Below are 21356 nucleotides of genomic sequence, written 5' to 3' on the forward strand. Positions count from 1 at the left end.
AGTGATTGAAATATATTAATTATTTTCTCCGTTAACGCTCAAAAAATTTATTTTAATTATTTAATATTCTTGTCATCAAAAATATATTTTAATAATTGTAAAATTCATTTTTTCCTGTACTTTAACTTTATGAAGTTAGTTTGATTTATCGATGGTGCGGTTCATCTGCATCGAGACTAATTGTGCCAACTGCGTCAGTAATATAGTATTTATGTACTAATAAGTAGCGATCGCATTGTGCCAGTTGCGTAAGTCCTGTCTAAATGAAGTACATCTTTTACCCCCCCTTAATCCCCCCGATGCTTTGGCTACGGTGTACACACAAGTCCTAAAAACCTAGCTTGATAAGCATTTCCTCGTTCCTCGTTCCCAGTCTCCGACTGGGAACGAGATCAACGAGAAAACAATGAATGGAAAATCAAGCTTTTTTCGACTTGTGTGTACACCGTAGCCGATGCTTTGGGGAGGGTTAGGGTGGGGTATTTTTGTACTTCATTAACTTGCAATCTGCTGTAACCGTAACCAGTACAGTTGAGATGCGATCGCATTCATACTTATCGGCATATACTTTAAAGAAATGTGACATTTAATTGCGCTATTGTAAAAGTCAGCTTTACATAAGTTCAGTTATGAGCCAGCCTGAATATACTACAGCCCAAGCAACAGCCCTGACTAACCACGATCGCAAACCTATTCACATACCTGGCTCTATTCAACCTCATGGAGTTCTACTAGCACTCAGTACTCAGCTAGAGATCCTGCAAGTTAGCAACAATACCCAAGCATATTTGGGCAAGGAGCCAGAAGATTTGCTCGGTCAGCCCTTGAGCTATTTGCTTGACCATCAACAAGTGGAAATTGTCAAGCAATGTTTGGTGAAAAAAATTGGCAGTGCTAATGCTTTTAAAGTATTAATAAATACGTTACATGGGGAACAATACTTTGACGCTATTGCTCATCGTACAGAACAGGCTGTGATTTTGGAGCTAGAACCGACTGACTCAAAATCGGAGTTGAGTTTCTTAAGCTTCCATACTTTGGCAGGTGTTGCGATCGCAAAAATGCAAAGCACATCCAATCTGATAGAATTTTTGCATCTGGTAGCTGAAGAAGTTCAAAAAATCATTGGTTTTGATCGGGTGATGGTCTATCAATTTGACCAGTCAGAAGCGGGTTCTGTTGTAGCAGAAGTCAAACGGGAAGATTTATCACCCTATTTAGGACTCCACTATCCAGCTACAGACATTCCGGCCCAGGCTAGGGAGTTATACACGCGCTGCTTTCTCCGATTTCTCCCCGATTTGACTGCCGAACCTGTCAAACTAGTTCCAACGGAAAACCCGACAACACATCAGCATCTTGACTTAAGCTACTGTCTGCTACGGAGTTTTGATTGGTGTTGTGCAGAATATCATCAAAATATGGGAGTGAAGGCTCTTTTGGTGATTTCGCTCATTCAAGAGCAGAAGCTTTGGGGATTAATATCCTGTCACCATCAAACACCTAAATATATTTCTTACGAAGTCCGCAAGATGTGCGAATTTTTGGGACAGATTGTGTCTTCAGAGTTAGCGCACAAAATTAGTCACTCAGAATGGGATTATAAGGTAAAACTCAAATCGCTACAGTCCGAGTTCCTTGAATCTATTTCCCAAGCAGACAATTTTATCGATGCTCTAATTAAACCTGAAATCCGCTTGCTCGATCTTGTTAGTGCCTCTGGAGCGGCAGTTTGTCTAGATAATGAAATTACCCTTGTGGGAACAACACCGAATATTGATCAAGTTCGGGCGCTTATTGAATGGGCGGATACCCAAGTTAGTGACAACTTGTTTTCCACTGATTCTCTGCCGAAACTTTACCCAGAGGCGCTGAGATTTAAAGATACTGCGAGTGGTTTACTGCTACTGCGGATTTCTAAAATTCGCCGCTATTACATCCTTTGGTTTCGTCCTGAAGTTCTCCAAACGGTACGCTGGGCTGGAAATCCACAGGAATCTATTCAAACTAAGGCAGATGGTAGCTATACCCTATCTCCACGAAAATCTTTTGAACAATGGCAAGAAACGGTTAGATTAACTTCTCTACCTTGGAAAGATTGTGAACTTGATAGTGCGATCGCTCTCAATAATGCGATCGTTGGTATTGTACTCTCAAAGGCGGATGAGTTAGCTAAAATCAACCTGGAGTTAGAGCGCAGCAACCAAGAACTAGCATCCTTTGCTTACGCCGCTTCCCATGATCTCAAGGAACCTTTGCGGGGAATTTATAACTTCTCGACAGTGCTGCTAGAAGATTATGGTCAACTATTAGATGATGACGGAATTGAGTGCTTGCAAACAGTAGTCTCATTGTCTGTACGCATGGAAACTCTCATTAATGCTTTGCTGCGACTCTCACAGTTAGGACAAGCGCACCTGCGAGAGCAAGCAACTAACCTCAACGAATTACTCACCCAAGTAATTGAAGTCTTTCGTGCTAGTCGCCAAGACTCTGGGCTGATGGATATTCGCATTCCTCGGCCTTTACCAACAATTCGATGTGACCGAGTCCTCGTTAATGAAGTCTTCAGTAATTTGCTTAGTAATGCCTTCAAATACAACGATAAAGCGGAGCAATGGGTTGAGATTGGCTACTTTTCTCAAGAAGAAGCAGAGGGGCAGGGGAGCAGGGGAGAAGTTGCAGTAGTTTCCCCTCTGCCCCTCTGCCCCTCTGCCCCTCTGCCTCTTGTGCCCCATGCCCAATCCCCAATCTTTTATATCCGCGATAACGGTATTGGAATTCCACAGCATCACCTAGAAACCATCTTTAGATTATTTAAGCGGCTCCATTCCCAGGAAAAATACGGTGGAGGAGCGGGTGCTGGACTAGCTATTGTTAAGAAGATTGTTGAGCTTCACAACGGTAAAATTTGGGTTGAATCTACCCTAGGCGTTGGCTCAATGTTCTATTTTACGCTGGAATAGTTTAAGATAATGACTAAATATGTATTTTTGTTAAGCTCTTTTAAGACCACGAATGACAAAAAAACTTCATGAACCGCTGCTCGTTGTTGAGGACAGCAATGAAGATTTTCGGATGCTGCAACGCCTAATGCGGCGTATGGCTGTCCAAAACCCCATACACCGTTGTACTAATGGAGATGAGGTTTTAGAGTTCCTCTATAAACTGGGGAAAGATGCCTACGCTAAGGGCGAAGACTTACCAAACTCTAAAGTAGCATTACGACCCTCTGTGATCTTGCTCGATCTCAATCTGCCAGGTATTGATGGCCGTGACATTTTAGATCGGCTCAAGCAAGACAAGAGTTTTAAGGGAATTCCCATCGTTGTTTTTACCACATCATCTAACCCCAAGGATATTGAATTGTGCTACCAAAAGGGCGCAAATGGATATCTGGTAAAGCCGATGGATGCTCAGGAATTAAAAAAAACGATCCAGGCATTTGTGGACTACTGGCTTGAAGCCAATACGGCGCCTGTCTTGGATTAATTTGTTTATTTTCTGCTGATGAGGCAGTAGGGACAATCGGATAACTAAGGAGACGGCTCAGAGGACACAGCGACATTTTCCTCTTTGAGTCACTGTGTCTGCTTGTCTCTGATAGATGTGTTTTCCCCATCTTCCTGTTTTTCCTACCGATGCTCGACTGCTTGTATTGCTTTAGAATTCCTAAAGAATTTAGATTTTATTTATACTTATTTTATATTATTTTTAGAATTATGCAATAAAAACACAATCTGGATAAAAGGGATCTATATGGCTCCCTGATCCTCATAACCTTATGTTGGACATACGGACGCTACTCATCATCGACGATTGTGCCGCAGATCGAAAAATCTATCGTCGGTATCTTTTGAAAGATCCGCACCAGTCCTACCAGATTTTGGAGGCAGATTGTGCCGAAGAAGGACTTGCTTTGTGCCAAAAAGTCCGCTGCGATGTCATTCTGCTAGATTTTTGCCTACCTGATATGAGTGGGTTAGAACTCTTCGATCAGATGCAGCAGGAAATATTTGAGACTTCTGTCCCCGTAATTATGTTGACAGGGCGTGGCGATGAAGAGGTTGCTGTGCAAGTAATGAAACGGGGTGCTTTGGATTATTTAGTCAAGCAACATTTGACACAGGATGTGCTGCAACTAGCAGTCCGCAATGCCATTAAGCAATCGTGTTTGCAAGCCCAACTCCAGAAAACTCAAGATAGACAGCGCCTAATTGCCACGACTGCTTTACGAATTCGCCAATCTCTTAACTTAGAGCAAATTTTGAATACGGCTGTAGCCGAGGTACAGCAACTTCTGAAGTGCGATCGCGTTATGGTCTATCAGTTCGCCCCAGATGCAGACGGTAAAATAGTCGCCTCATCAGTTGAATCATACCGCACTGTCGCATTGGGCGATCGGGCAGGGGAGCAGAGGAGTAGGGGGGAAGTTGCAGTAGGTTTTTCCCCTCTGCCCCTCTGCCCCTCCGCCCCTCTGCCTTTCAATCCCCAATCCCCAATCCCTTACATTTATGAGCTTGGATTGTGTAATTGTGTCAGCCTAAAAGAGCAATTTAATACTAAAGCAAATCTCGTAGTTCCGATTAATCTGAGTAATAATGGGAACCCAACGCCCAAGCTTTGGGGTTTATTGATTGCTCACCATAATTCTGGGGAACGACACTGGCAAACTGATGATGCCCAAATGCTCAATGAAGTATCGGTGCAATTAGCGATCGCTATTCAACAGGCGGAATTGTTAGCCCAAACTCAAGCAGCCCTTGCCAAAGAAAAGCAACTCAATGTATTTAAATCCCAAATTATTGCAACGGTTTCCCATGAGTATCGAACGCCGCTAACTTCAATTCTGGCTGCTGCATCAACTTTGGTAAAACATAGTCAGCAACTAGATGAGTCTAAACAACAGAGGTTTTTGGGAATTATTGAACAGAAAGCAAGGTATATGTCCAAACTCGTGGATAATATGCTTCTGGTTAACCAATTTGAACTGGAAAAACCCAAATTTAAACCAATACCACTGGATTTGCTACATTTTTTCTCCGACCTCATAGAACAAGAACGAGAAACAGCAGGCGATCGCCACGAATTAATTTTTAAAATTACTGGGAAAAACCAGGAATTTTGGGGCGATCGCGGACTTTTACAGCAAATTTTTATTAACTTAATATCCAATGCCATTAAGTACTCTCCAGATGGAGGTACTGTGGAATTCCACCTCATCAGTAAAGAATCAGAAGTAATCTTTTATATCAAAGATCAAGGAATTGGTATCCCGATCGCAGATCAAGAAAATTTGTTTCAATCCTTCAGTCGTGGAAGTAACGTTGACACAATTCCTGGTACAGGCTTAGGGCTAGCGATCGCTAAAGGTTGTGTTGAGTTACATGGTGGTAATATCAACTTGTCCAGCGAAGTGGGGCAAGGAACTCAAGTTACAGTCAGCTTACCGAAGATATGCCGAAAGGGTCAACTATCCCCATCATTAACTTGACCTAATCTCGAATTTCTATCTTGCTAATTAGCCATTCTTTGATTGTTTTCCCGCAAGGCTCAGAACTTTGGCAATCACTGACGTTTTCTATCTGATAATACATTCGTACTTTTTTATTGACGTATTTCTCTGGTTCGCAAACATCAAATGTTGCACCGACACCTTCATGTAATTTATCATTCTCATCAATAACAGTAACGTAACATTTTAAGTCTCCATTTTGCATCTCTTTGATAGTACCTAATGTCGGTTTATCGTTAGGAACTTCATTAGTTTTATTATTTTTAATAGGTGTTTTTTCATTTGATGTTGAATTACTAGTTTTTTTGCCAGCTTCGATATTATCTATCTTTTCTTTATTTGCAGAAATAGATTCAGAATTAACTGGAGTACTTGTTGCAGTCTTTGCTTGATTAACTTGATTTTGTTGAGAAGCAGTATTGCCATCGCCACAACTTGCAATCAAGATAGAACAAAGAATTAATGTAGTAGTGAAGATTGTTTTTTTCATTTTATTAATTTTCTATAAAATTTCTTTATTGATTACAATAATATGTATTGTCACTTATAAGTGACATCGTGATATTTACTGTACATGCTCGGCGTTATCTGCGCTTTTTGTGCATTATTCGGTAAAGTGCTTAGAGAATGTATTTAACCTAGTTAATGTGTATAAATTAATGCTTAATTAAGCCTTGATTACCAAATATTAATGCTTTGGGCATTAAATAAGTATTTAATAGAGTTTAGAAGCTGTAAGTATTGATTTTGTGTTATTTCAAGGTTTTCTCAACTTAAACAAACCATCTGACTGGACTTCCCACGACTGCGTAGCGCGGGTGCGAAAATTATTGCGCCTCAAACGTGTAGGACATGCGGGAACCTTAGATCCAGCCGCTACAGGGGTTTTACCGATCGCACTTGGTAAAGCCACAAGACTATTGCAATATCTCCCAGAAAACAAAGCTTACAAGGCTACGATTCGCTTGGGTGTGCGGACTACAACCGATGATTTAGAAGGTGAAATCATCAATTCTCAACCTTGTGCTGGATTGAGTTTGGCAGAGGTGAAAACTGTACTGGCAGAATTTGAAGGCAAGATTGAGCAAATACCACCGAGTTACAGTGCAATTCAAGTAGATGGTAAACGTCTCTACGATTTAGCACGTAAAGGTGAAATAGTGGAAGTTCCAGTGCGGACAGTGGAAATTTTTCGCATAGAAATTTTGGACTGGAGAGAAGGAGATTTTCCCGAATTGGATGTTGCGATCGCATGTGGATCTGGTACATATATTAGAGCGATCGCTCGTGACTTAGGTGCAATCTTAAAAACTGGTGGCACTCTTGCGGCTTTAATCCGCACTCAAAGCAGTGGTTTCGATTTAACAGATAGTCTCACTTTGAGCGACTTAGAAACTAAACTGCAAGCCGGTACATTTCAACCTTTTGCCCCTGATGCAGCCTTGCAACATTTGTTGTCTGTTACTTTACCAGCAACATCTGCTCAAAAATGGTGTCAAGGTCAGCGAGTTTCTCTAAATTCTGATATTACTGGGATGGTGCGAGTTTATGAAGAAGAGACTCGCTTTTTGGGTGTTGGAGAATTACAAGATGAAGTGTTAATTCCGCAAATGGTTTTTGAACCAATTTCTTGAAGAAGAATTCAGGAGTCATACCAATTTGAAAAAAGAATGCGACAAATAGACCATCTGTAGAGACGCGATTCATCGCATCTTTACCCAAAGATGTGTTGCAATCATTAATTGAATTGGTATCAGGAGTCAGAATTCAGAATTTAGGAGTGGAGCCGGAGACGTTTCCGTTAGCTCCGGTAAGAATCAAGATGTTCTCTACGAAACACTGCGTGTAGCTTACTTTGTTAGCTGTAAGGGTGGACTAGCCCGGATTTCTCACCACACCTCTTAAAGCCTGCGCTTGTGCAGGGGAGAAGTAATAAATAATGAGTAAGAAGTAAGAAGTAAGAAGTAAGAAGTTTTTACTCATTACTCATTACTTATTACTCATTACTTCTCCTTTACTCCATCAAACGCCTTAAGAAGAGTGAGAAATGCGGGCTAGCTACCCTTGCGCTATCCACCGTTGCACATAATTCAATTCTGACTCCTGACTCTTGACTTCTGAATTCTGAATTCTTTCTTGTTAAACCAAATAACTTGTATTGGGTACGATCGCAAAAAAGGCATACTCATACCAAGCAGTCCAGATGAAACTGCGAATCCATCGCTGACGTTTTTCGGGACTCAACTCATATTCAAACGCCCCACGAGATACATCAATAGAGGATAGGTGAGAGTTGCAACCGCAGCCATGTTGATAAGTAAAACCGTATTTAGAAGCAATACTTTGTACTTTCATCTGGATAGCAAATACCTTACCTGCATGGAGTATGGCATCCCAAGAACGTTTGTGTTCGATATCACGTTTATCAAATCTTAAGGCACGTTCTTCAAAAACATGATCGCGGTAAATTGGTGCTAGATGCACATGGTAAAAACTTGCTGGTAATTCATAACCAAACTCGTTGAACAAATCTATGCCAATGTGAGCCACTTTTACTTCATCAGCATAATCTGTCCCTTTTGACTCCACATCATGGAGAATTTCTGCAAAGTTCGGATAGCTGTGTTTGAGAAAGTCTTGCCCAAAAAACTCAAGAGTTTCCCATGCCAGTTGTGCAAATAGCTGGGAAAATGACGGTATCAAGTGAGCTAGTTGGGGGCGATCGCTAAATAAGTCAACATCGCCATGTTCTAATTTGTATAAGAACAACTGTGCCATCTCAACATAGTCTTGGGGATGGGAAAGTCCGATACTTGGGGTTCCTCTAGCAATGTCTTGCCATATAGAAGGGAGTTGAGAAACGTGAACGGCATTTTCTCCAGCAATGACTGCAACAGGAGGACATTCGAGAAGTTGCATCGACAATCTCCTTTAAGACGTTAATGTGTAATTTACCTTAAGCGATGTCTAGCGACAAGCCGCTTTGCGTCTACGCTATATCTGTCTTATGAACACAATTAAAAATGTTTGACAGACTGTCTTTTGACAGCAAACGCAATTTTATTGATAATTTTCAGGGCGCTGCTTATTTTACCCTATCAGAGCATTCTCTTCAGCCACCTGCAATTTTCTTATATATTTTCTCGCCTTTGATTATCTCCTCATAGTATTGCTCATAAGGGGTGAACCTGATGGATTCTTGTCGTCCTAAACCTAAAATACCAAAGGTACAGAGGCTATTATAAAACAGTTCATGTACCCGCTTTTGAAGTACCTGATTGAAATATATGAGAACGTTACGACAAAGGATGACATTAAACTCATTAAAAGAACCGTCAGTTGCTAAATTGTGCTGGGCAAAAACAACATTTTCTCTTAGGGATGCTCGGAAAATAGCATTGTCATAAGCTGCGGTATAATATTCTGAAAAAGACTTTTTGCCACCAGATTTTAGATAAAGCTGAGTATATTCCTGCATCAATTTCAGGGAGAAAATCCCACTTTTGGCATTTTGTAATACCTTCTCATTCGTATCAGTAGCATATATACGGCAACGGTGGTAAAGTCCTTCTTCTTGCAGTAAAATTGCCATTGAGTATACTTCTTCACCAGTAGAGCATCCAGCGTGCCAGATGCGAATAAACGGATAGGTTTGTAAGAAGGGGATAACTTGATTTCTGAAGGTGTTATAAAAGCTAGGATCGCGAAACATTGATGTTACATTCACCGTCAGGGCAAGCAGAAATCGTTCTAAATAGGCCCGGTTGTGGAGTAGCCGCTCTTGTAATGCAGAAACATTTGCTAACCCCTCTAATTGCATGAAGCTATGAATGCGGCGCTTAAGTGAGGAAATAGCATAATCCCGAAAATCATAACCATAGTACTGATACACCCCTTCCAAAAGCAGATGTATTTCGATGTCCTCTAAGATCGGTTTGGGCAGAGGCATAATAATTCGTAATTTGTAATGACGCTCCTACGTCGCTAACGCTGTGCTAACGTAATTTTTAATTATTACTCCAGGCATGAATAGGCTTTTTGAAATAAGGATGCTGAGTTTTTGGTCATTTCCATAAATTAATTTAGTTGCTCGTTAGCATCAATTAGGAATTATCAATTAATAATTATTAAATCATACAGCAGTCCTAGATAGGTCATAATAAAAAATAATGATAACAACTCGCCTACTTCTACAGAAAAGAGACCATTTATAAAGTAAACCTTAGATTTTCAGTTGCATTAAAGCAGCACCTAAAAATATGATGCCCTACGCCTAAATTAGACTTTCTCAAACCCTCAAATTCTTACACAGTCATAACACACCCTACTTAATATTTACTTTACAAACAGGCTCTAAGTAAGGTAGTGTAGCAAATGCACTAAAACTACATAAAGTACAGATAATCCTGCAAAGAAGCAAGCTAGCCGCAGCAGAAGAAATAGAGAAGATTTTACAAACAATTTAGCGTTACGGTAAAACCCAAATAGATTTTATGTCTAAAGTAGTTTGCTGAATCAATTAAACTTGATTGCGTTGCTACTTATGGGTTTCAGTTTAACCAAGTGCTGCTATTCCTAAAACAGCGATCGCAATTATTGCAATCCCAGCTAGCCATCTGACTTGGTAACGCAGATTTTTAATCTCTTGGCTCAGATTTTCTGTCTGTGGTATGGAATATGGTTGTAGTTCTGTAACTTCGATTGGTACTTGTTGGGGTGTATTTGGTAGATTTCCAAAAGACACCTGCGTATGTAACCAATTAGTAATCAGTTGCGGACAGTTTTTCTTAAACCAATTAAAAGCTAAAGTTCTAAAAACTGGTTTGGACATTCTGGCTATTAATTTCATCACCCTGTTTAGAGGCTTTGAGCGAAGCTTTTGGTTGATCAGATTGACTGAACCAACATCATAAAGACAATCCATAATTAGTTTAACAGTGGCTTCTTCACTGTTAATCAAGTTTTGCAGTAAAAGCAGAACATCATGTATACGCTCTGCTTCAATATACTTTTCTGCCAAGTTTTCTGGAGGACTTACTGAAGAATTTACGTTTGTATTGAGAGTGTTTTGTCTTACTATCGTCATATTGGTAAAATAGCAGCCATAATCATGTAAGTACACCTATCGACCGAGAGAGAGATTTTTTATCTAGAGAGAGAACCTAAAAGCAAAAATTTATCTGTGAGAGATATGACTATATCGTGTCTGTAAAAAGGCTTTTTGTCTAGTTCCTATGATTTTTTTTTCTACTTCTAGGTAAATAAAGTTTTTTATGAAGATGCTAATACCTCAATTTGTGCAACTACCCGTTCTAATTCGTCAATGATTACAGTGCTTTCAGTCTTTTTGAAGGCATCTACAAGCGCCCGGTAATACCAAAGAGTTCCTTCTTTACGCCCTTGAAAACGTTCCCAAAGTGATTCACCTAAAACGCGATAATCTTTAAGAATAGATTGGGCATTGTATAGTTTATCTGCTAATGACACAAGCAGAACTGATGGAGAAGCAGTAGGAATATGAGCAATATAAGCCTCCTTGCGCTGTCGCCAGGGGGGTTTTGGAGTTGTATCAGCGTCAGTACAACCATCTACAATTGCTGTTACATTGTCACCAAAGCGGCGGCGAATTTCTTCACGTGTTGCGACGCCACCCTGATCTTCGATCGCATCGTGTAAGAGGGCTGCGATCGCTTCATCTTCATTTGCCCCATATTCTAAAGCAATACTGGCGACACCTAATAAGTGAGCAACATAGGGGACGCCTGAACCTTTACGAACTTGGTTAGCGTGCAGTTGGGTGGCATAAGTTAGGGCTATGGTAAAGCGTTCTGAGAGCATTGTATAAAAGGAGTCAGGATAACTCCGCCGAATAAAGAAAGGGCTTGTGTCAATTTTATAACAAACCGCTCCAAGTCCAGAGGTTACAAAGGATAAGAGGGGTAGAGAGCTAAAATTGAAATATCTATCAAGCTTGCTACGGCGTTATCATAAACAGCGAAAAAATAGTGGTGCAGTCTTTGTATGCTGTCACTGATGAAGAATTAATGCTGATCTGACTTTTCACGGCATCTGGAAAACCTCACTTCTATTTCTCTCTTCCTTTTAGGAGAGAGACTTTGAATTTCCCCCTTCCCGCATCGGGAAGGGGGTTAGGGGGTTAGGTTAATTGTTACCTTCTCCACATAACGTGAAAAGTCAGTAATACTGATGAGTTCGGGTTCGCAAAACCCAGAACTGCGGTTTTAACTCAATGCTAATAGTACTTTAGAAATGATGCTCCAACTGGTAGATTTTCTGGTAGTCGAGAAATCAAAGTAGGAGCCTATATATTTAATTGCCTATAAAGTCAGAATTTAGGTGAAGTTTTTGAGCTAAGTGCTAGTTGCCAAAGAATGCGTCTACATCTTCACAAATCTGGATATAAAAGCAATTTTTTTTATTGCAAATACTATCATTATACTTTTAGATAGACAACATTTAAGCCCATATTACATCGCTAGATAGATAAAAACATGATGGAATTTTATTAAATTACCTTCAAGATATGTTATTTTCAGCGGAAGTTAAATTAATCATGCCAAACAGTTCTAGATTAAGAGAGCAAGTGCTGAATAAAGCAGTAGAAAAGCTAAAAGTATAACTAGATAAACTAACCCTACAAGCTGAAGCTTCTGTTTAAAACAATCCTTCAGCCTCAAAATATAATGCTCATAAATTCAGGATACTAATAATGGAAACTACAGAAACAACGCAAACAAGTTCAACACCTTTTCCAAATATTCCACCAGTTATTGAAAGTAACGACAGTGAGTATCGTGATACTGGCGTACCTAGCACAGTTGCGATCGCAGGACATCCTCTACACCCATTAAGTGTGATCTTTCCCATAGCCTTTTTAGCCGCCGCCTTGGGAAGTGACATCGGCTACTGGTTAACTGGTGACTTCTTTTGGGCTAGGGCTTCGTTATGGTTAATCGGACTCGGATTAGCTGGAGGCGTACTTGCATCTGCGATCGGACTCAGCGACTTTTTGAAAATTGAACGAGTCCGCAAGCGTACCGCAGGTTGGGCGCATTTGATACTTAACGTTTCTATTTTAGTTTTATCACTCATCAACTTTCTCCTGCGTTGGGGCGACGCTGAATCCCGAATAGTACCTTGGGGATTGTTAATCTCGCTTATTGTCGGTACACTAACCAGTGTTTCCGGGTGGTTCGGTGCCGAACTCTCCTATCGCCACAAAATCGGTGTAGTGGGTGCAGGTAGCAGAAGATATCCTTAACGTGTAATATCCCCAAATTACGAATTATTGACAAAGGGATAGTAGAGGCTAAAATTTTGCTTAGTCTCTAGTCTGTAGAAAATGCGCCAAAACCGTAACCAAACAATATTTATTATTCTTTCTGTGCTCATCGTTATACCGATGGGCTTTTTGTTTAAGTATTATAATGGGCCTGCTAATCAGTGGTTTAATGACTACGGAGCAGCTGTATTTTACGAAATATTTTGGTGTCTGTTCGCATTTTGGTTTTTCAGAAGCCGGGCAGCGATAATTCAAATTCCTATATGGGTTTTTGTCATCACCTGTATACTAGAATTCTTGCAACTTTGGCATCCGCCACTATTAGAAGAGATTCGCGCCACCTTGATAGGTAAATTGCTACTTGGCACCACCTTTGTTTGGTGGGATTTTCCTCATTATGTATTGGGTTGTATTTTAGGTTGGTTATGGCTGCGACAATTACACGGAATAGGTTATGCAAAAAAAAGTCAAGGTTAAACCTAATTCAAAACAGCAAAAGATTGAAGAACAACCTGATGGCAGTCTGACTGTGTATTTAAAATCTCCCCCAGTTGATGGTAAGGCTAATGAAGAGTTAATTAAACTACTAGCAGAGAAATTTGATTTACCCAAATCTCATATCAGAATTAAGTCAGGTTTGTCCTCGCGGCAAAAGCTGTTAGAAATTGATACAGATACTTAGTTGCTGTTTACTAACACCTTTTTGGAAAACTCTTCTGCCTCTTGAATATGAGGCTATATCTCACCCAGTAAATGCTCTACTAGAACCAAGAAACTAGAGACAGAAACTCACAAAATCTAATTTTTATGCTTGTGTAATACTGATATACCTTGATTGAGCTTTGACTCTTTCTATCCAAGTTTGGATAGCAGGAAATTGTGTCAAATCAAACCCACCTTCATCAGCTACATGAGTGTAGGCGAACAAGGCGATATCAGCGATTGTGTAACGCTCTCCTACAAAAAAAGTGTGAGAAGTTAAGTGTTTGTCCATCAGCCTAAGTGCTGCATAACCTGGTTCACGGTTTTGCTTGATAGCTTCATCATATTCTTCAGTTTTACCTAAAATAGAAATCCAAAATCTTGATTTAGCAATAAAAAGCTGATGGCTATATTGTTCAAAACATAACCATTGCAGCACTTGCGCTCGTAAAAAGCGATCATAAGGTAAAAACTCTGTGCCTTCACTTAGATACACTAATATGGCATTTGATTCTGCCAAATATTTCCCTGGCTCGATTTCCAGAACAGGTATCTTACCGTTGGGATTTTTACTTAAAAATTCTGGTGTTCGAGTCTCGCCTGTCAAGATGTTAAGCTCTATCCTCTCAAAAGGCATACCTAGTTGTGTCAATAAAAGACGTATCTTATAAGCATTGCCAGAAGGTAAAAAATCGTACAGACGCAGTAGTTTCATGCTAAAATCCAGTTAGGAATATGTTGATAACTGAAGGTTTAAAATACAATATCTTACCAAAAGATTTTCCCAAAACCGGATATTTTTTTTATATTTAGCGTCTGAACGTACTACATAAAATTATCTGAGAAAATAAAAATAATTAGTATTTATTTCTAAATTGAGATGTTTAATTTAGTCAATGGTCGAGAATAAAAGTATGTGTGGAAGATTTACTCTAAACCAGTCATCAGCAGGATTATCTCAAGTTTTCCATGTCGAGTCAGTTCCAGATTTAGCAGCCGAATATAACATTGCGCCTACGCAAATGGTGGCAACAGTGTTACAAAATCCCGAAAGCGAAAAGCGTGAATTTAAGCAATTGCATTGGGGGTTAATTCCGTCATGGGCAAAAGATGCAGGCATGGGGGCAAAGCTGATTAACGCGAGAGCGGAAACTGTTGCCGAAAAACCCGCTTTTCGCTCGGCTTTTAAGCACAGACGATGTTTAGTGATAGCTGATGGCTTTTATGAGTGGCAACGCCAAGAAGGTAAGAAGCAGCCGTTTTATTTTCGTCTCCAAGATGGGCAACCCTTCGGCTTTGCAGGTTTGTGGGAGAGATGGCGATCGCCTGCCAACGAGGAAATAATCTCTTGTACAATTTTGACAACGGCAGCTAACGAATTACTCCAACCCATCCACGAGCGGATGCCAGTGATTTTGGAGCCACAAGATTACGATTTATGGCTAGATTCGCAAGTGCAAACGCCTCAAACCCTACAGCAGCTATTGCGTCCCTATCCAGCGCCAGCAATGGTTGCCTATCCAGTTAGCACCTTGGTAAACAACTCTCGGCATAATAGTGCGGAATGTATCATACCCCTAAGTGAGAAGAATGCACCCGCAAATCAGTTAAATTAGCTATTGAGTAAACTAAGGAATTGGGGAGATGAGGGAAATTGAGGAAGAAGCAGGGGAGCAGAGGGCTGGGGGCAAGGGGGAGGATAAAAAATTACCTCTTTCTCCTCTGCTCCCTGCCCCTCTGCCTCTTTTCAATGCCCAATGCCCCATGCCCAATGCCCCAGTCCCCAATCCCCAGTCCCCAGTCCCCAATACCCAGAGACAAATATGCCAAGAACACAAAAGAACGATAATTTTGTTGACAAATCCTTTACAGTGATGGCAGATATCATCCTGAAGATCCTGCCAACCAACAAAAAAGCTAAAGAAGCGTTTGTTTATTATCGAGATGGGATGTCGGCCCAAGCGGAAGGGGAATATGCGGAGGCATTGGAATACTATGAAGAAGCTCTAACACTAGAGGAAGATACTAACGATCGCGGCTATATTTTCTACAATATGGGGCTAATCTATGCCAGCAATGGCGACCACGAAAAGGCTTTAGAACTCTATCACCAGGCAGTTGAGTTAAACCCACGTATGCCCCAAGCCTTGAATAACATCGCCGTGATTTATCACTACCAAGGCGAAAAGGAAAAAGAATCTGGAGATAACGAGGCTGGCGAAGCACTCTTTGACCAAGCAGCAGACTATTGGATTCGAGCGATTCGCATGGCTCCCAATAACTACATCGAAGCCCAAAACTGGCTGAAAACCACCGGGCGATCGCAAATTGACGTATTCTTCTAAAAGTGAAGAGTTAGGAGTTAATAATTCCTAACTCTTCACTTTTAACTCCTTACTTCTCACTCCTCACTCCTCACTAAAAAAAAGATGATTGACCAAGAACAAGTTCACAGAGTAGCTAATCTTGCTCGTTTAGAATTGACTCCAGAAGAGGAAGAACAATTCACTACCCAGTTGGGAAGTATTCTGGACTATATCGAACAACTGAATGAACTTGATGTCAGTAATGTGCCGCCAACAACACGGGCAATTGATGTCAGCAATGTCACACGGGAGGATGAATTGCAACCCTATCCCGACCGCGAAAGCATTCTCAACAGTGCGCCTGAACAAGAAGGCGAATTTTTCAAAGTGCCAAAAATCCTCAATGCTGAATAATCAAACCGCAATGCGAGAGTTATTAGTCATTGGTCATTTGTCATTGGTCATTTGTCATTTGTCATTTGTCTAAGAGAAACCACGCCCAGTCTTTAACGTGGTTTGAATTAGTCCTATGAAAGACAAAGTTTTTACACCCACCATAAAAGCAGAGCTACTGTTATCGCAAGAGCAGGTTATGCACCAATGACCAATGACTAATGACCAATGACTAATGACCAATGACTAAAGTTATTTAATGTATAATAAACCTCAAGAGTTCAGGGTGCTTCTCAAGTATTAAACCACTTGGTGGTACTGCCAAAGATATATTGTATGTCTAAATCTGCAATCACTGTTACCGTCAAATTGTTCGCTGCTTATCAAGAAGCCTTTAAGGTTTCGGAACTGGTACTGGAATTTCCTAATAGTATGCCAGTCAAAGCAGTATGCGATCGCCTCATAACTGAACACCCTGAACTCTCCCAATGGCGTGATATCACCCGTTTTGGGATTAATCTAATATTTGTTGAACCAGATACCCTACTGCAAGATGGGGATGAAGTCGTGCTAATTCCACCAGTCAGCGGCGGCTAGGAAAATAGTTAGGAGTTAGGAGTTAGGAGTTAGGAGTTAAAGATTCAAAACTGCTAATTCCTAACCCGGATTTCTCACCACACCTCTTAAAGCCTGCGCTTGTGCAGGGGAGAAGTAATGAGTAAGAAGTAAGAAGTTTTTACTCATTACTCATTACTCATTACTCATTACTCATTACTCATTACTCATTACTCATTACTCATTACTTCTCTTCTGCTCCATCAAACGCCTTGAGCTTGTGAGAAATGCGGGCTAACTACTCACTCCTCACTTTTTCTTATTTCACCCTGGCGCGGAAGCGGACAAAACCGTAAAAGTCTTTGGCTAAATTGGGTAAATCTGGACTCCGCGTGATGCTTACCACCACAGCTCCATTGGTGTTAATACCACAGTATGACGGTGCTGATTCATTAGCAGCATAAAAGCGTCCGCGATCGCTTGCATCCTCTATATTGGTGAGGTAAACTGTGGGACTGCTAGAACCAAGGGCAAGGGCAATACCTTGATCTGCGACTGTTAAACCACCATCACCAGGAGTATTGCCATTAAACGCAGTGGAAATAAAAGTAGTACTGCTAGGTACTAAGTCGCAGAATTTAACGTTAGTAGCATTACTTGGGCCCTGGGAGAGGAAGTAGATAGTGTATTCCAACTCATCTCCTGGTTTGACAGTTCCAGCATTAATCAATCCCCGCAGGTAGCCAGCCGGCCATGTAATATAGTTATCATCAGAGGCGAATGGTTCTGGGACATAATTAGCAGCAGTAACAGCAACGTTACTCACACCATCGACAATATCGGTGATATCTTGGTTATTGATGCGGGTGATGCGTTTCACTAACAAAAGCTTTGCATTCACAGTAGTAGCACCGTTATTACTTTCCCCAACACTGGTAACACGATTAGCTATAGTATCAGTGTCTCTAGTTGGTAGGTAGTTTGGACACCGTGTGCTAGAGTTCCCACTGGTGGTTGCTTCCCAGCAAGCACTAACATTAGTATCCTGTCCATTGGGGGTCAAGCTGATAGACTGGCCGGAATTAGCCCCAATTAAGGAAGACTGATATGTGTTGTCCCAAAGATTGAGAACACTTGCAGGAGGTGTATTAACCTCATTACCACTGCCATAGGCGATATAGTCAATAATTTTATTCTGACTATCGTACAACCAGATATCATCACCGGAGTTATTGAGTTTGGGAGTCTGTCCCAACCAAGCTTGGAAAGATGCTGCTGTGGCTTGATGGTTGGCGTTGTTATCCCCAATCCAAATCACAGCATATTGCCCCGGTTGTAAAGTTGTGCCGTTAGGAAATGTATAAGTAAAGCCATTAGTACCATCATTATCACTAGCAGTCAGATGTCCGTCTGCCAACTTCAAACCACTCAAATCTACAGGCGATGAAGAAGCATTATAAAGTTCAATAAACTCATCATTAGTGTTAGTCGCAGTACCAGTTTCACTATACAAAACTTCGTTGATCATAATTTTGCCAGCGCTGGGTGAAACTATATCAATGATGTTCAATGGAGTTGGTGCAGTTTGACCAGGATAATAAGTCCATAAATCCAGCCCTTTGGTATCTCCAAAAGAGCCGTTGCATGATGTCCCAGCATTACCAGCGTTACCATTCTGACCAAATTTCCGGTCATTACTGGCGGTGTCAAAACCATTAAGTGGGTCGCTAAAGGCTGGGTTTGGTGGATTAATTCCACAGAGTACTTGACCAGAAGTACCGATTTGAGTACCAGCGATAGTTTTATAACCGCGATCGTCGTAAAATCCTCTACTGTTGCCTATGGGGTTAGCAGCATTCAGCATTGTAATGGTAGGGCCACCAGTAAAATTGTTTTCCGCATCAAGCAAAGGAAAGTGATATTCGCCTCCATAAGTTCTGACACGAACTTTGTAATCACTGCCAACCGGGAAAAAATTGCCACTGTTATCTTTACCATCCCAACTAATCGCTTGCTGTCCCGTTGTAGCCATAATCCCTCGCATAAGACGGTTTTGGGAGTTGCTGGGATCAAAATTGCTGCCGTCTCGGCTAATAATGAGTTCGTAAGTGCCTGTGACGTTGCTATCAAAGGATAAAGTACCGCCCGTACCGAAAGAACTGTTATTTCCGACAACCGTACCGTTGAATTGTAAATTACTAATAATAGGAATAATTGGGCTAAGGGGAGTACCAGTTCCTTCTAAAGTGCCATCTCGTTTGTAACGGTCAACGTATGGAAGCACGTTGGTGTCGATGGAGTTGAAAAAGGTAGCGTATTGGGGACGAGCCAAGCTAACGCCACCTTGGGGATTTGCCAGCTGACTATCCGCCCCTAGTATATCGTGATACAAGGGTGATACCCCGTCACTGTCAAAAAAGCCAGTTTGATTACCATAGAGAACAAATCCATTCGGATCTGTGCCTCTGAGTTCTACTTTATATCGGAATCCATCTGTGGTTATTGGATAGACCGGGAAGTTGAGATATCGACCGTTGTTACCAGTAAATAAAGCTAGATAATAGCTAAATAACCGCCCGTTAAAGTCAGTTGTTGAAGTTTGATCGCTACTTCGTACCGTTACATCCCAAGCTGCAACACTAGTTTTTTGTTGATCGTTAAAGTTGTTTCCATTACTCAAATCAATCTCACCAGTAGGAGTGGCATTAACGGAAGAGTTACCTCCATCCGGCCCATAGAAAACGATGTCATAAACTCCAGTGGATGGAGCCTGGTAGTAGCAGGGAATATAGCCGTTGGGATTACCTCCGCCAGAAATAGCACGGGGGCCATTTAACTCCTGTTGGCGAGTTGAGATAAAGCCCCGCCCAGGTTGAGAGGTACACACAAAATCTGCTGTGCCAGGAACAGTTTCACTGCCAATACTGCCACTAACTCTACCGGGGTTGTAAACGCGCACATTACCACTATTTACCCCAACTGCGCTGGAACCCAAAAGAATGTACTCATCTTTATTGGCATAGACTTTTAGCAAAGTTCGTCGCAGCACCAGACCGCCATAAGTATCAGTACGCCACTCTAGGTTAGCTCTACTACTGCCGGCTGGGGCAGTACTAGGATACAGGGTACGACTACCTTCAGCCTGAGCAGCTTGTACGCCAAAACTCAGGGTGCAAAGTGAGAGAGCAAGGCTACTTAGTAGTTTTTTATAACGGTTGAGGGGGTTGTGATTGACCGCTAAAAGACATTTTAACAGTAGACTCATTTATGCTTCACTAGCTCCTGATTTTAATTGAATGAGTGCAATGTCTGCGACAAGGCACTCTGTGTCTACGCAATACTGTATTCACCGAGTAAGGCAAAAGTGGCGATCGCTTACTTTTAGGTTGCCCAATATATCTGAGAACCTACCATCTTGATTCACATTCACTGTCAATACTTTTCGGTTAAAGGGGAAAGGGTAAAGGGAAAGGGTTTGAATTTACCTTTACCCGCAAGCCCATTAACCTTTCCCCAGCCCAAAAGAGAGATTGTTGGGTTTATCCAAAAAGTATTGCATTCATTGTGGTGTAGTTTACCCGCCGTAAGCATCGCTAAGACGGGCACAGCAATGCTGTGCCCGTCTGGTATGGTCTATTTACCTGAAAATGGCCTTGAGAGTGGGACGCTGCGTGAAGGGCTTTTGTTTTGCAGTAGGCAAACTAAATTATATGTATCATCATAGAGAATTGGCTTTAGCAGTTAGCTTCACTAAGTGATCTAACTCTTGCTGCATCTGACTAACAACTAATTCATAACATTCATTGACATAGTGGCGATCGCTAGCTGCTTCAGGGCCGTAGCGTTCAAATACAATTGGCGGACAAACCCGTGTGTGCATGGGCACAGGTAATGGAATGTTGGGCAACGGGCCAATTGCTAATCCCCAAGGTAGTCCAAGATAGATCGGAAAAACTTCTGGATCAATCCCCAACAGCCAAGGCATCCCCCACTCGTGGAGTTGCTGCACAACTTTGTAAATGTCAGCGAGCACAATTAGTGTATCGTGAGCACCCCAGGAAATCACAGGCACAATCGGCACATTTTCCCGTAACGCTAACTTGATAAATCCTTGCCGCCCTGCAAAGTAGATTTTGTTACGTAAATAACACGGTCGAAAGACATCTTCGGCTCCACCTGGATAAACTAGCACACTAGCTCCAGAGTGCAAGGCGGTATAAGCCATTTTCGGATGGGCAATGATTGCTCCTGCCTTGGCAGCCAGTTGCGCTAGTGGCGGACTAACCTGCCAAGCTTTGGGATGCATCAAACCATAAATGGGTTGCTCCACACCAAATCGGCGGAACCAGTCGTACATCATCATTGCCATGTCGGGTGCAGCGAGTCCCCCATTGTGCGAACCGACAAATAGAACTTTTTGTTGGGGTGGAATGTTATCCCAGCCACTAGTTTGAACTCGGAAATAGTAGTGATACAAAAAGCCAAACAGGGGCATCAGAGATTCTATGAACTTTGGATCTCGCTCATCCAAAGACCAACCGGGTTTTTTGTTTAAGAGATGTTGCTTTTTTGACATCGATGC

At 41.5% G+C, this 21356-nt stretch carries 19 protein-coding genes; 11 read left to right on the top strand and 8 right to left on the bottom strand.

Annotated elements, in window-relative coordinates:
• Window positions 1–629 precede the first annotated feature (629 nt).
• The 3 genes from ACWATR_RS29325 to ACWATR_RS29335 all read left to right on the top strand — a co-directional run bounded on the left by ACWATR_RS29325 (window position 630) and on the right by ACWATR_RS29335 (window position 5494).
• Complete coding sequence (locus ACWATR_RS29325; RefSeq protein WP_460339807.1) at window positions 630–2966, top strand: ATP-binding protein; 2337 nt, start codon at window positions 630–632, stop codon at window positions 2964–2966.
• A gap of 52 nt (window positions 2967–3018) precedes the next feature.
• Entirely contained in the window at window positions 3019–3492 is a 474-nt protein-coding gene (locus ACWATR_RS29330; protein ID WP_460339809.1) for a response regulator, read from the top strand.
• A gap of 292 nt (window positions 3493–3784) precedes the next feature.
• A complete protein-coding gene (locus ACWATR_RS29335) occupies window positions 3785–5494 on the top strand; it encodes a GAF domain-containing sensor histidine kinase (RefSeq protein WP_460339811.1) in 1710 nt (569 codons plus the stop codon).
• 1 nt (window position 5495) lies between these two features.
• On the opposite strand, the gene ACWATR_RS29340 is transcribed toward ACWATR_RS29335, so the two are convergent.
• Entirely contained in the window at window positions 5496–6005 is a 510-nt protein-coding gene (locus ACWATR_RS29340; RefSeq protein ID WP_460339813.1) for a hypothetical protein, read from the bottom strand.
• 259 nt (window positions 6006–6264) lie between these two features.
• On the opposite strand from ACWATR_RS29340, the gene truB reads away from it, so the two are divergent.
• Window positions 6265–7149, top strand: a complete 885-nt coding sequence (gene truB / locus ACWATR_RS29345; protein ID WP_460339815.1) for a tRNA pseudouridine(55) synthase TruB — start codon at window positions 6265–6267, stop codon at window positions 7147–7149.
• 505 nt (window positions 7150–7654) lie between these two features.
• Here the strand turns inward: truB and ACWATR_RS29350 are convergent.
• The 4 genes from ACWATR_RS29350 to ACWATR_RS29365 all read right to left on the bottom strand — a co-directional run bounded on the left by ACWATR_RS29350 (window position 7655) and on the right by ACWATR_RS29365 (window position 11353).
• Window positions 7655–8434 (bottom strand): hypothetical protein, encoded by a 780-nt coding sequence (locus ACWATR_RS29350; RefSeq protein WP_460339817.1) that lies wholly within the window; start codon window positions 8432–8434, stop codon window positions 7655–7657.
• Window positions 8435–8627: 193 nt separating this feature from the next.
• Complete coding sequence (locus ACWATR_RS29355; protein ID WP_435023104.1) at window positions 8628–9464, bottom strand: CheR family methyltransferase; 837 nt, start codon at window positions 9462–9464, stop codon at window positions 8628–8630.
• A gap of 606 nt (window positions 9465–10070) precedes the next feature.
• Window positions 10071–10601: a hypothetical protein gene (locus tag ACWATR_RS29360; RefSeq protein WP_460339819.1), complete on the bottom strand. Its 531-nt coding sequence runs from the start codon at window positions 10599–10601 to the stop codon at window positions 10071–10073.
• Between the two features lie 185 nt (window positions 10602–10786).
• Window positions 10787–11353 carry an HD domain-containing protein gene (locus ACWATR_RS29365; protein ID WP_460339821.1) on the bottom strand — a complete coding sequence of 189 codons (567 nt, stop codon included), beginning with the start codon at window positions 11351–11353 and terminating at the stop codon, window positions 10787–10789.
• 892 nt (window positions 11354–12245) lie between these two features.
• Here ACWATR_RS29365 and ACWATR_RS29370 point away from each other — a divergent pair.
• From ACWATR_RS29370 to ACWATR_RS29380, 3 genes are all read left to right on the top strand, one after another.
• Window positions 12246–12797 carry a DUF2231 domain-containing protein gene (locus tag ACWATR_RS29370; protein WP_460339823.1) on the top strand — a complete coding sequence of 184 codons (552 nt, stop codon included), beginning with the start codon at window positions 12246–12248 and terminating at the stop codon, window positions 12795–12797.
• An 81-nt stretch (window positions 12798–12878) separates the two neighbouring features.
• Window positions 12879–13295, top strand: coding sequence for a ribosomal maturation YjgA family protein (locus ACWATR_RS29375; protein WP_460339826.1), 417 nt, complete (start codon window positions 12879–12881; stop codon window positions 13293–13295).
• A complete protein-coding gene (locus ACWATR_RS29380) occupies window positions 13273–13500 on the top strand; it encodes a DUF167 domain-containing protein (RefSeq protein ID WP_181929935.1) in 228 nt (75 codons plus the stop codon). The genes ACWATR_RS29375 and ACWATR_RS29380 overlap by 23 nt, the downstream gene beginning before the upstream one ends.
• Window positions 13501–13623: 123 nt before the next feature.
• On the opposite strand, the gene ACWATR_RS29385 is transcribed toward ACWATR_RS29380, so the two are convergent.
• Window positions 13624–14235 (bottom strand): glutathione S-transferase family protein, encoded by a 612-nt coding sequence (locus tag ACWATR_RS29385; protein ID WP_460339828.1) that lies wholly within the window; start codon window positions 14233–14235, stop codon window positions 13624–13626.
• A gap of 199 nt (window positions 14236–14434) precedes the next feature.
• On the opposite strand from ACWATR_RS29385, the gene ACWATR_RS29390 reads away from it, so the two are divergent.
• From ACWATR_RS29390 to ACWATR_RS29405, 4 genes are all read left to right on the top strand, one after another.
• Window positions 14435–15136, top strand: a complete 702-nt coding sequence (locus ACWATR_RS29390) for an SOS response-associated peptidase (RefSeq protein WP_420760330.1) — start codon at window positions 14435–14437, stop codon at window positions 15134–15136.
• Window positions 15137–15343: 207 nt separating this feature from the next.
• Entirely contained in the window at window positions 15344–15865 is a 522-nt protein-coding gene (locus ACWATR_RS29395) for a photosystem I assembly protein Ycf3 (protein ID WP_069070822.1), read from the top strand.
• 84 nt (window positions 15866–15949) lie between these two features.
• A complete protein-coding gene (gene gatC, locus ACWATR_RS29400) occupies window positions 15950–16240 on the top strand; it encodes an Asp-tRNA(Asn)/Glu-tRNA(Gln) amidotransferase subunit GatC (RefSeq protein ID WP_460339831.1) in 291 nt (96 codons plus the stop codon).
• 315 nt (window positions 16241–16555) lie between these two features.
• The gene (locus tag ACWATR_RS29405; protein ID WP_460339833.1) at window positions 16556–16816 is read left to right on the top strand and encodes a MoaD/ThiS family protein; all 261 of its coding nucleotides are present in this window, start codon (window positions 16556–16558) and stop codon (window positions 16814–16816) included.
• A 277-nt stretch (window positions 16817–17093) separates the two neighbouring features.
• Here ACWATR_RS29405 and ACWATR_RS29410 read toward each other — a convergent pair whose 3' ends face one another.
• The gene (locus ACWATR_RS29410; protein ID WP_460339835.1) at window positions 17094–20039 is read right to left on the bottom strand and encodes a lamin tail domain-containing protein; all 2946 of its coding nucleotides are present in this window, start codon (window positions 20037–20039) and stop codon (window positions 17094–17096) included.
• Between the two features lie 453 nt (window positions 20040–20492).
• The gene (locus ACWATR_RS29415) at window positions 20493–21350 is read right to left on the bottom strand and encodes a lysophospholipid acyltransferase family protein (RefSeq protein ID WP_460339837.1); all 858 of its coding nucleotides are present in this window, start codon (window positions 21348–21350) and stop codon (window positions 20493–20495) included.
• Window positions 21351–21356: the final 6 nt, after the last annotated feature.

It is taken from the genome of Nostoc sp. UIC 10890, from assembly GCF_054786515.1.

Bases quoted from the DNA above. Each gene is read 5' to 3' on its own strand.
- ACWATR_RS29405 (WP_460339833.1), top strand. From the start codon at position 16,556: ATGTCTAAATCTGCAATCACTGTTACCGTCAAATTGTTCGCTGCTTAT.
- gatC (WP_460339831.1), top strand. From the start codon at position 15,950: ATGATTGACCAAGAACAAGTTCACAGAGTAGCTAATCTTGCTCGTTTA.
- ACWATR_RS29380 (WP_181929935.1), top strand. From the start codon at position 13,273: ATGCAAAAAAAAGTCAAGGTTAAACCTAATTCAAAACAGCAAAAGATT.
- ACWATR_RS29350 (WP_460339817.1), bottom strand. From the start codon at position 8,434: ATGCAACTTCTCGAATGTCCTCCTGTTGCAGTCATTGCTGGAGAAAAT.
- ACWATR_RS29370 (WP_460339823.1), top strand. From the start codon at position 12,246: ATGGAAACTACAGAAACAACGCAAACAAGTTCAACACCTTTTCCAAAT.
- ACWATR_RS29410 (WP_460339835.1), bottom strand. From the start codon at position 20,039: ATGAGTCTACTGTTAAAATGTCTTTTAGCGGTCAATCACAACCCCCTC.
- ACWATR_RS29355 (WP_435023104.1), bottom strand. From the start codon at position 9,464: ATGCCTCTGCCCAAACCGATCTTAGAGGACATCGAAATACATCTGCTT.
- ACWATR_RS29385 (WP_460339828.1), bottom strand. From the start codon at position 14,235: ATGAAACTACTGCGTCTGTACGATTTTTTACCTTCTGGCAATGCTTAT.
- ACWATR_RS29375 (WP_460339826.1), top strand. From the start codon at position 12,879: ATGCGCCAAAACCGTAACCAAACAATATTTATTATTCTTTCTGTGCTC.
- ACWATR_RS29325 (WP_460339807.1), top strand. From the start codon at position 630: ATGAGCCAGCCTGAATATACTACAGCCCAAGCAACAGCCCTGACTAAC.
- ACWATR_RS29365 (WP_460339821.1), bottom strand. From the start codon at position 11,353: ATGCTCTCAGAACGCTTTACCATAGCCCTAACTTATGCCACCCAACTG.
- ACWATR_RS29390 (WP_420760330.1), top strand. From the start codon at position 14,435: ATGTGTGGAAGATTTACTCTAAACCAGTCATCAGCAGGATTATCTCAA.
- ACWATR_RS29415 (WP_460339837.1), bottom strand. From the start codon at position 21,350: ATGTCAAAAAAGCAACATCTCTTAAACAAAAAACCCGGTTGGTCTTTG.
- ACWATR_RS29335 (WP_460339811.1), top strand. From the start codon at position 3,785: ATGTTGGACATACGGACGCTACTCATCATCGACGATTGTGCCGCAGAT.
- ACWATR_RS29330 (WP_460339809.1), top strand. From the start codon at position 3,019: ATGACAAAAAAACTTCATGAACCGCTGCTCGTTGTTGAGGACAGCAAT.
- ACWATR_RS29360 (WP_460339819.1), bottom strand. From the start codon at position 10,601: ATGACGATAGTAAGACAAAACACTCTCAATACAAACGTAAATTCTTCA.
- ACWATR_RS29340 (WP_460339813.1), bottom strand. From the start codon at position 6,005: ATGAAAAAAACAATCTTCACTACTACATTAATTCTTTGTTCTATCTTG.
- ACWATR_RS29395 (WP_069070822.1), top strand. From the start codon at position 15,344: ATGCCAAGAACACAAAAGAACGATAATTTTGTTGACAAATCCTTTACA.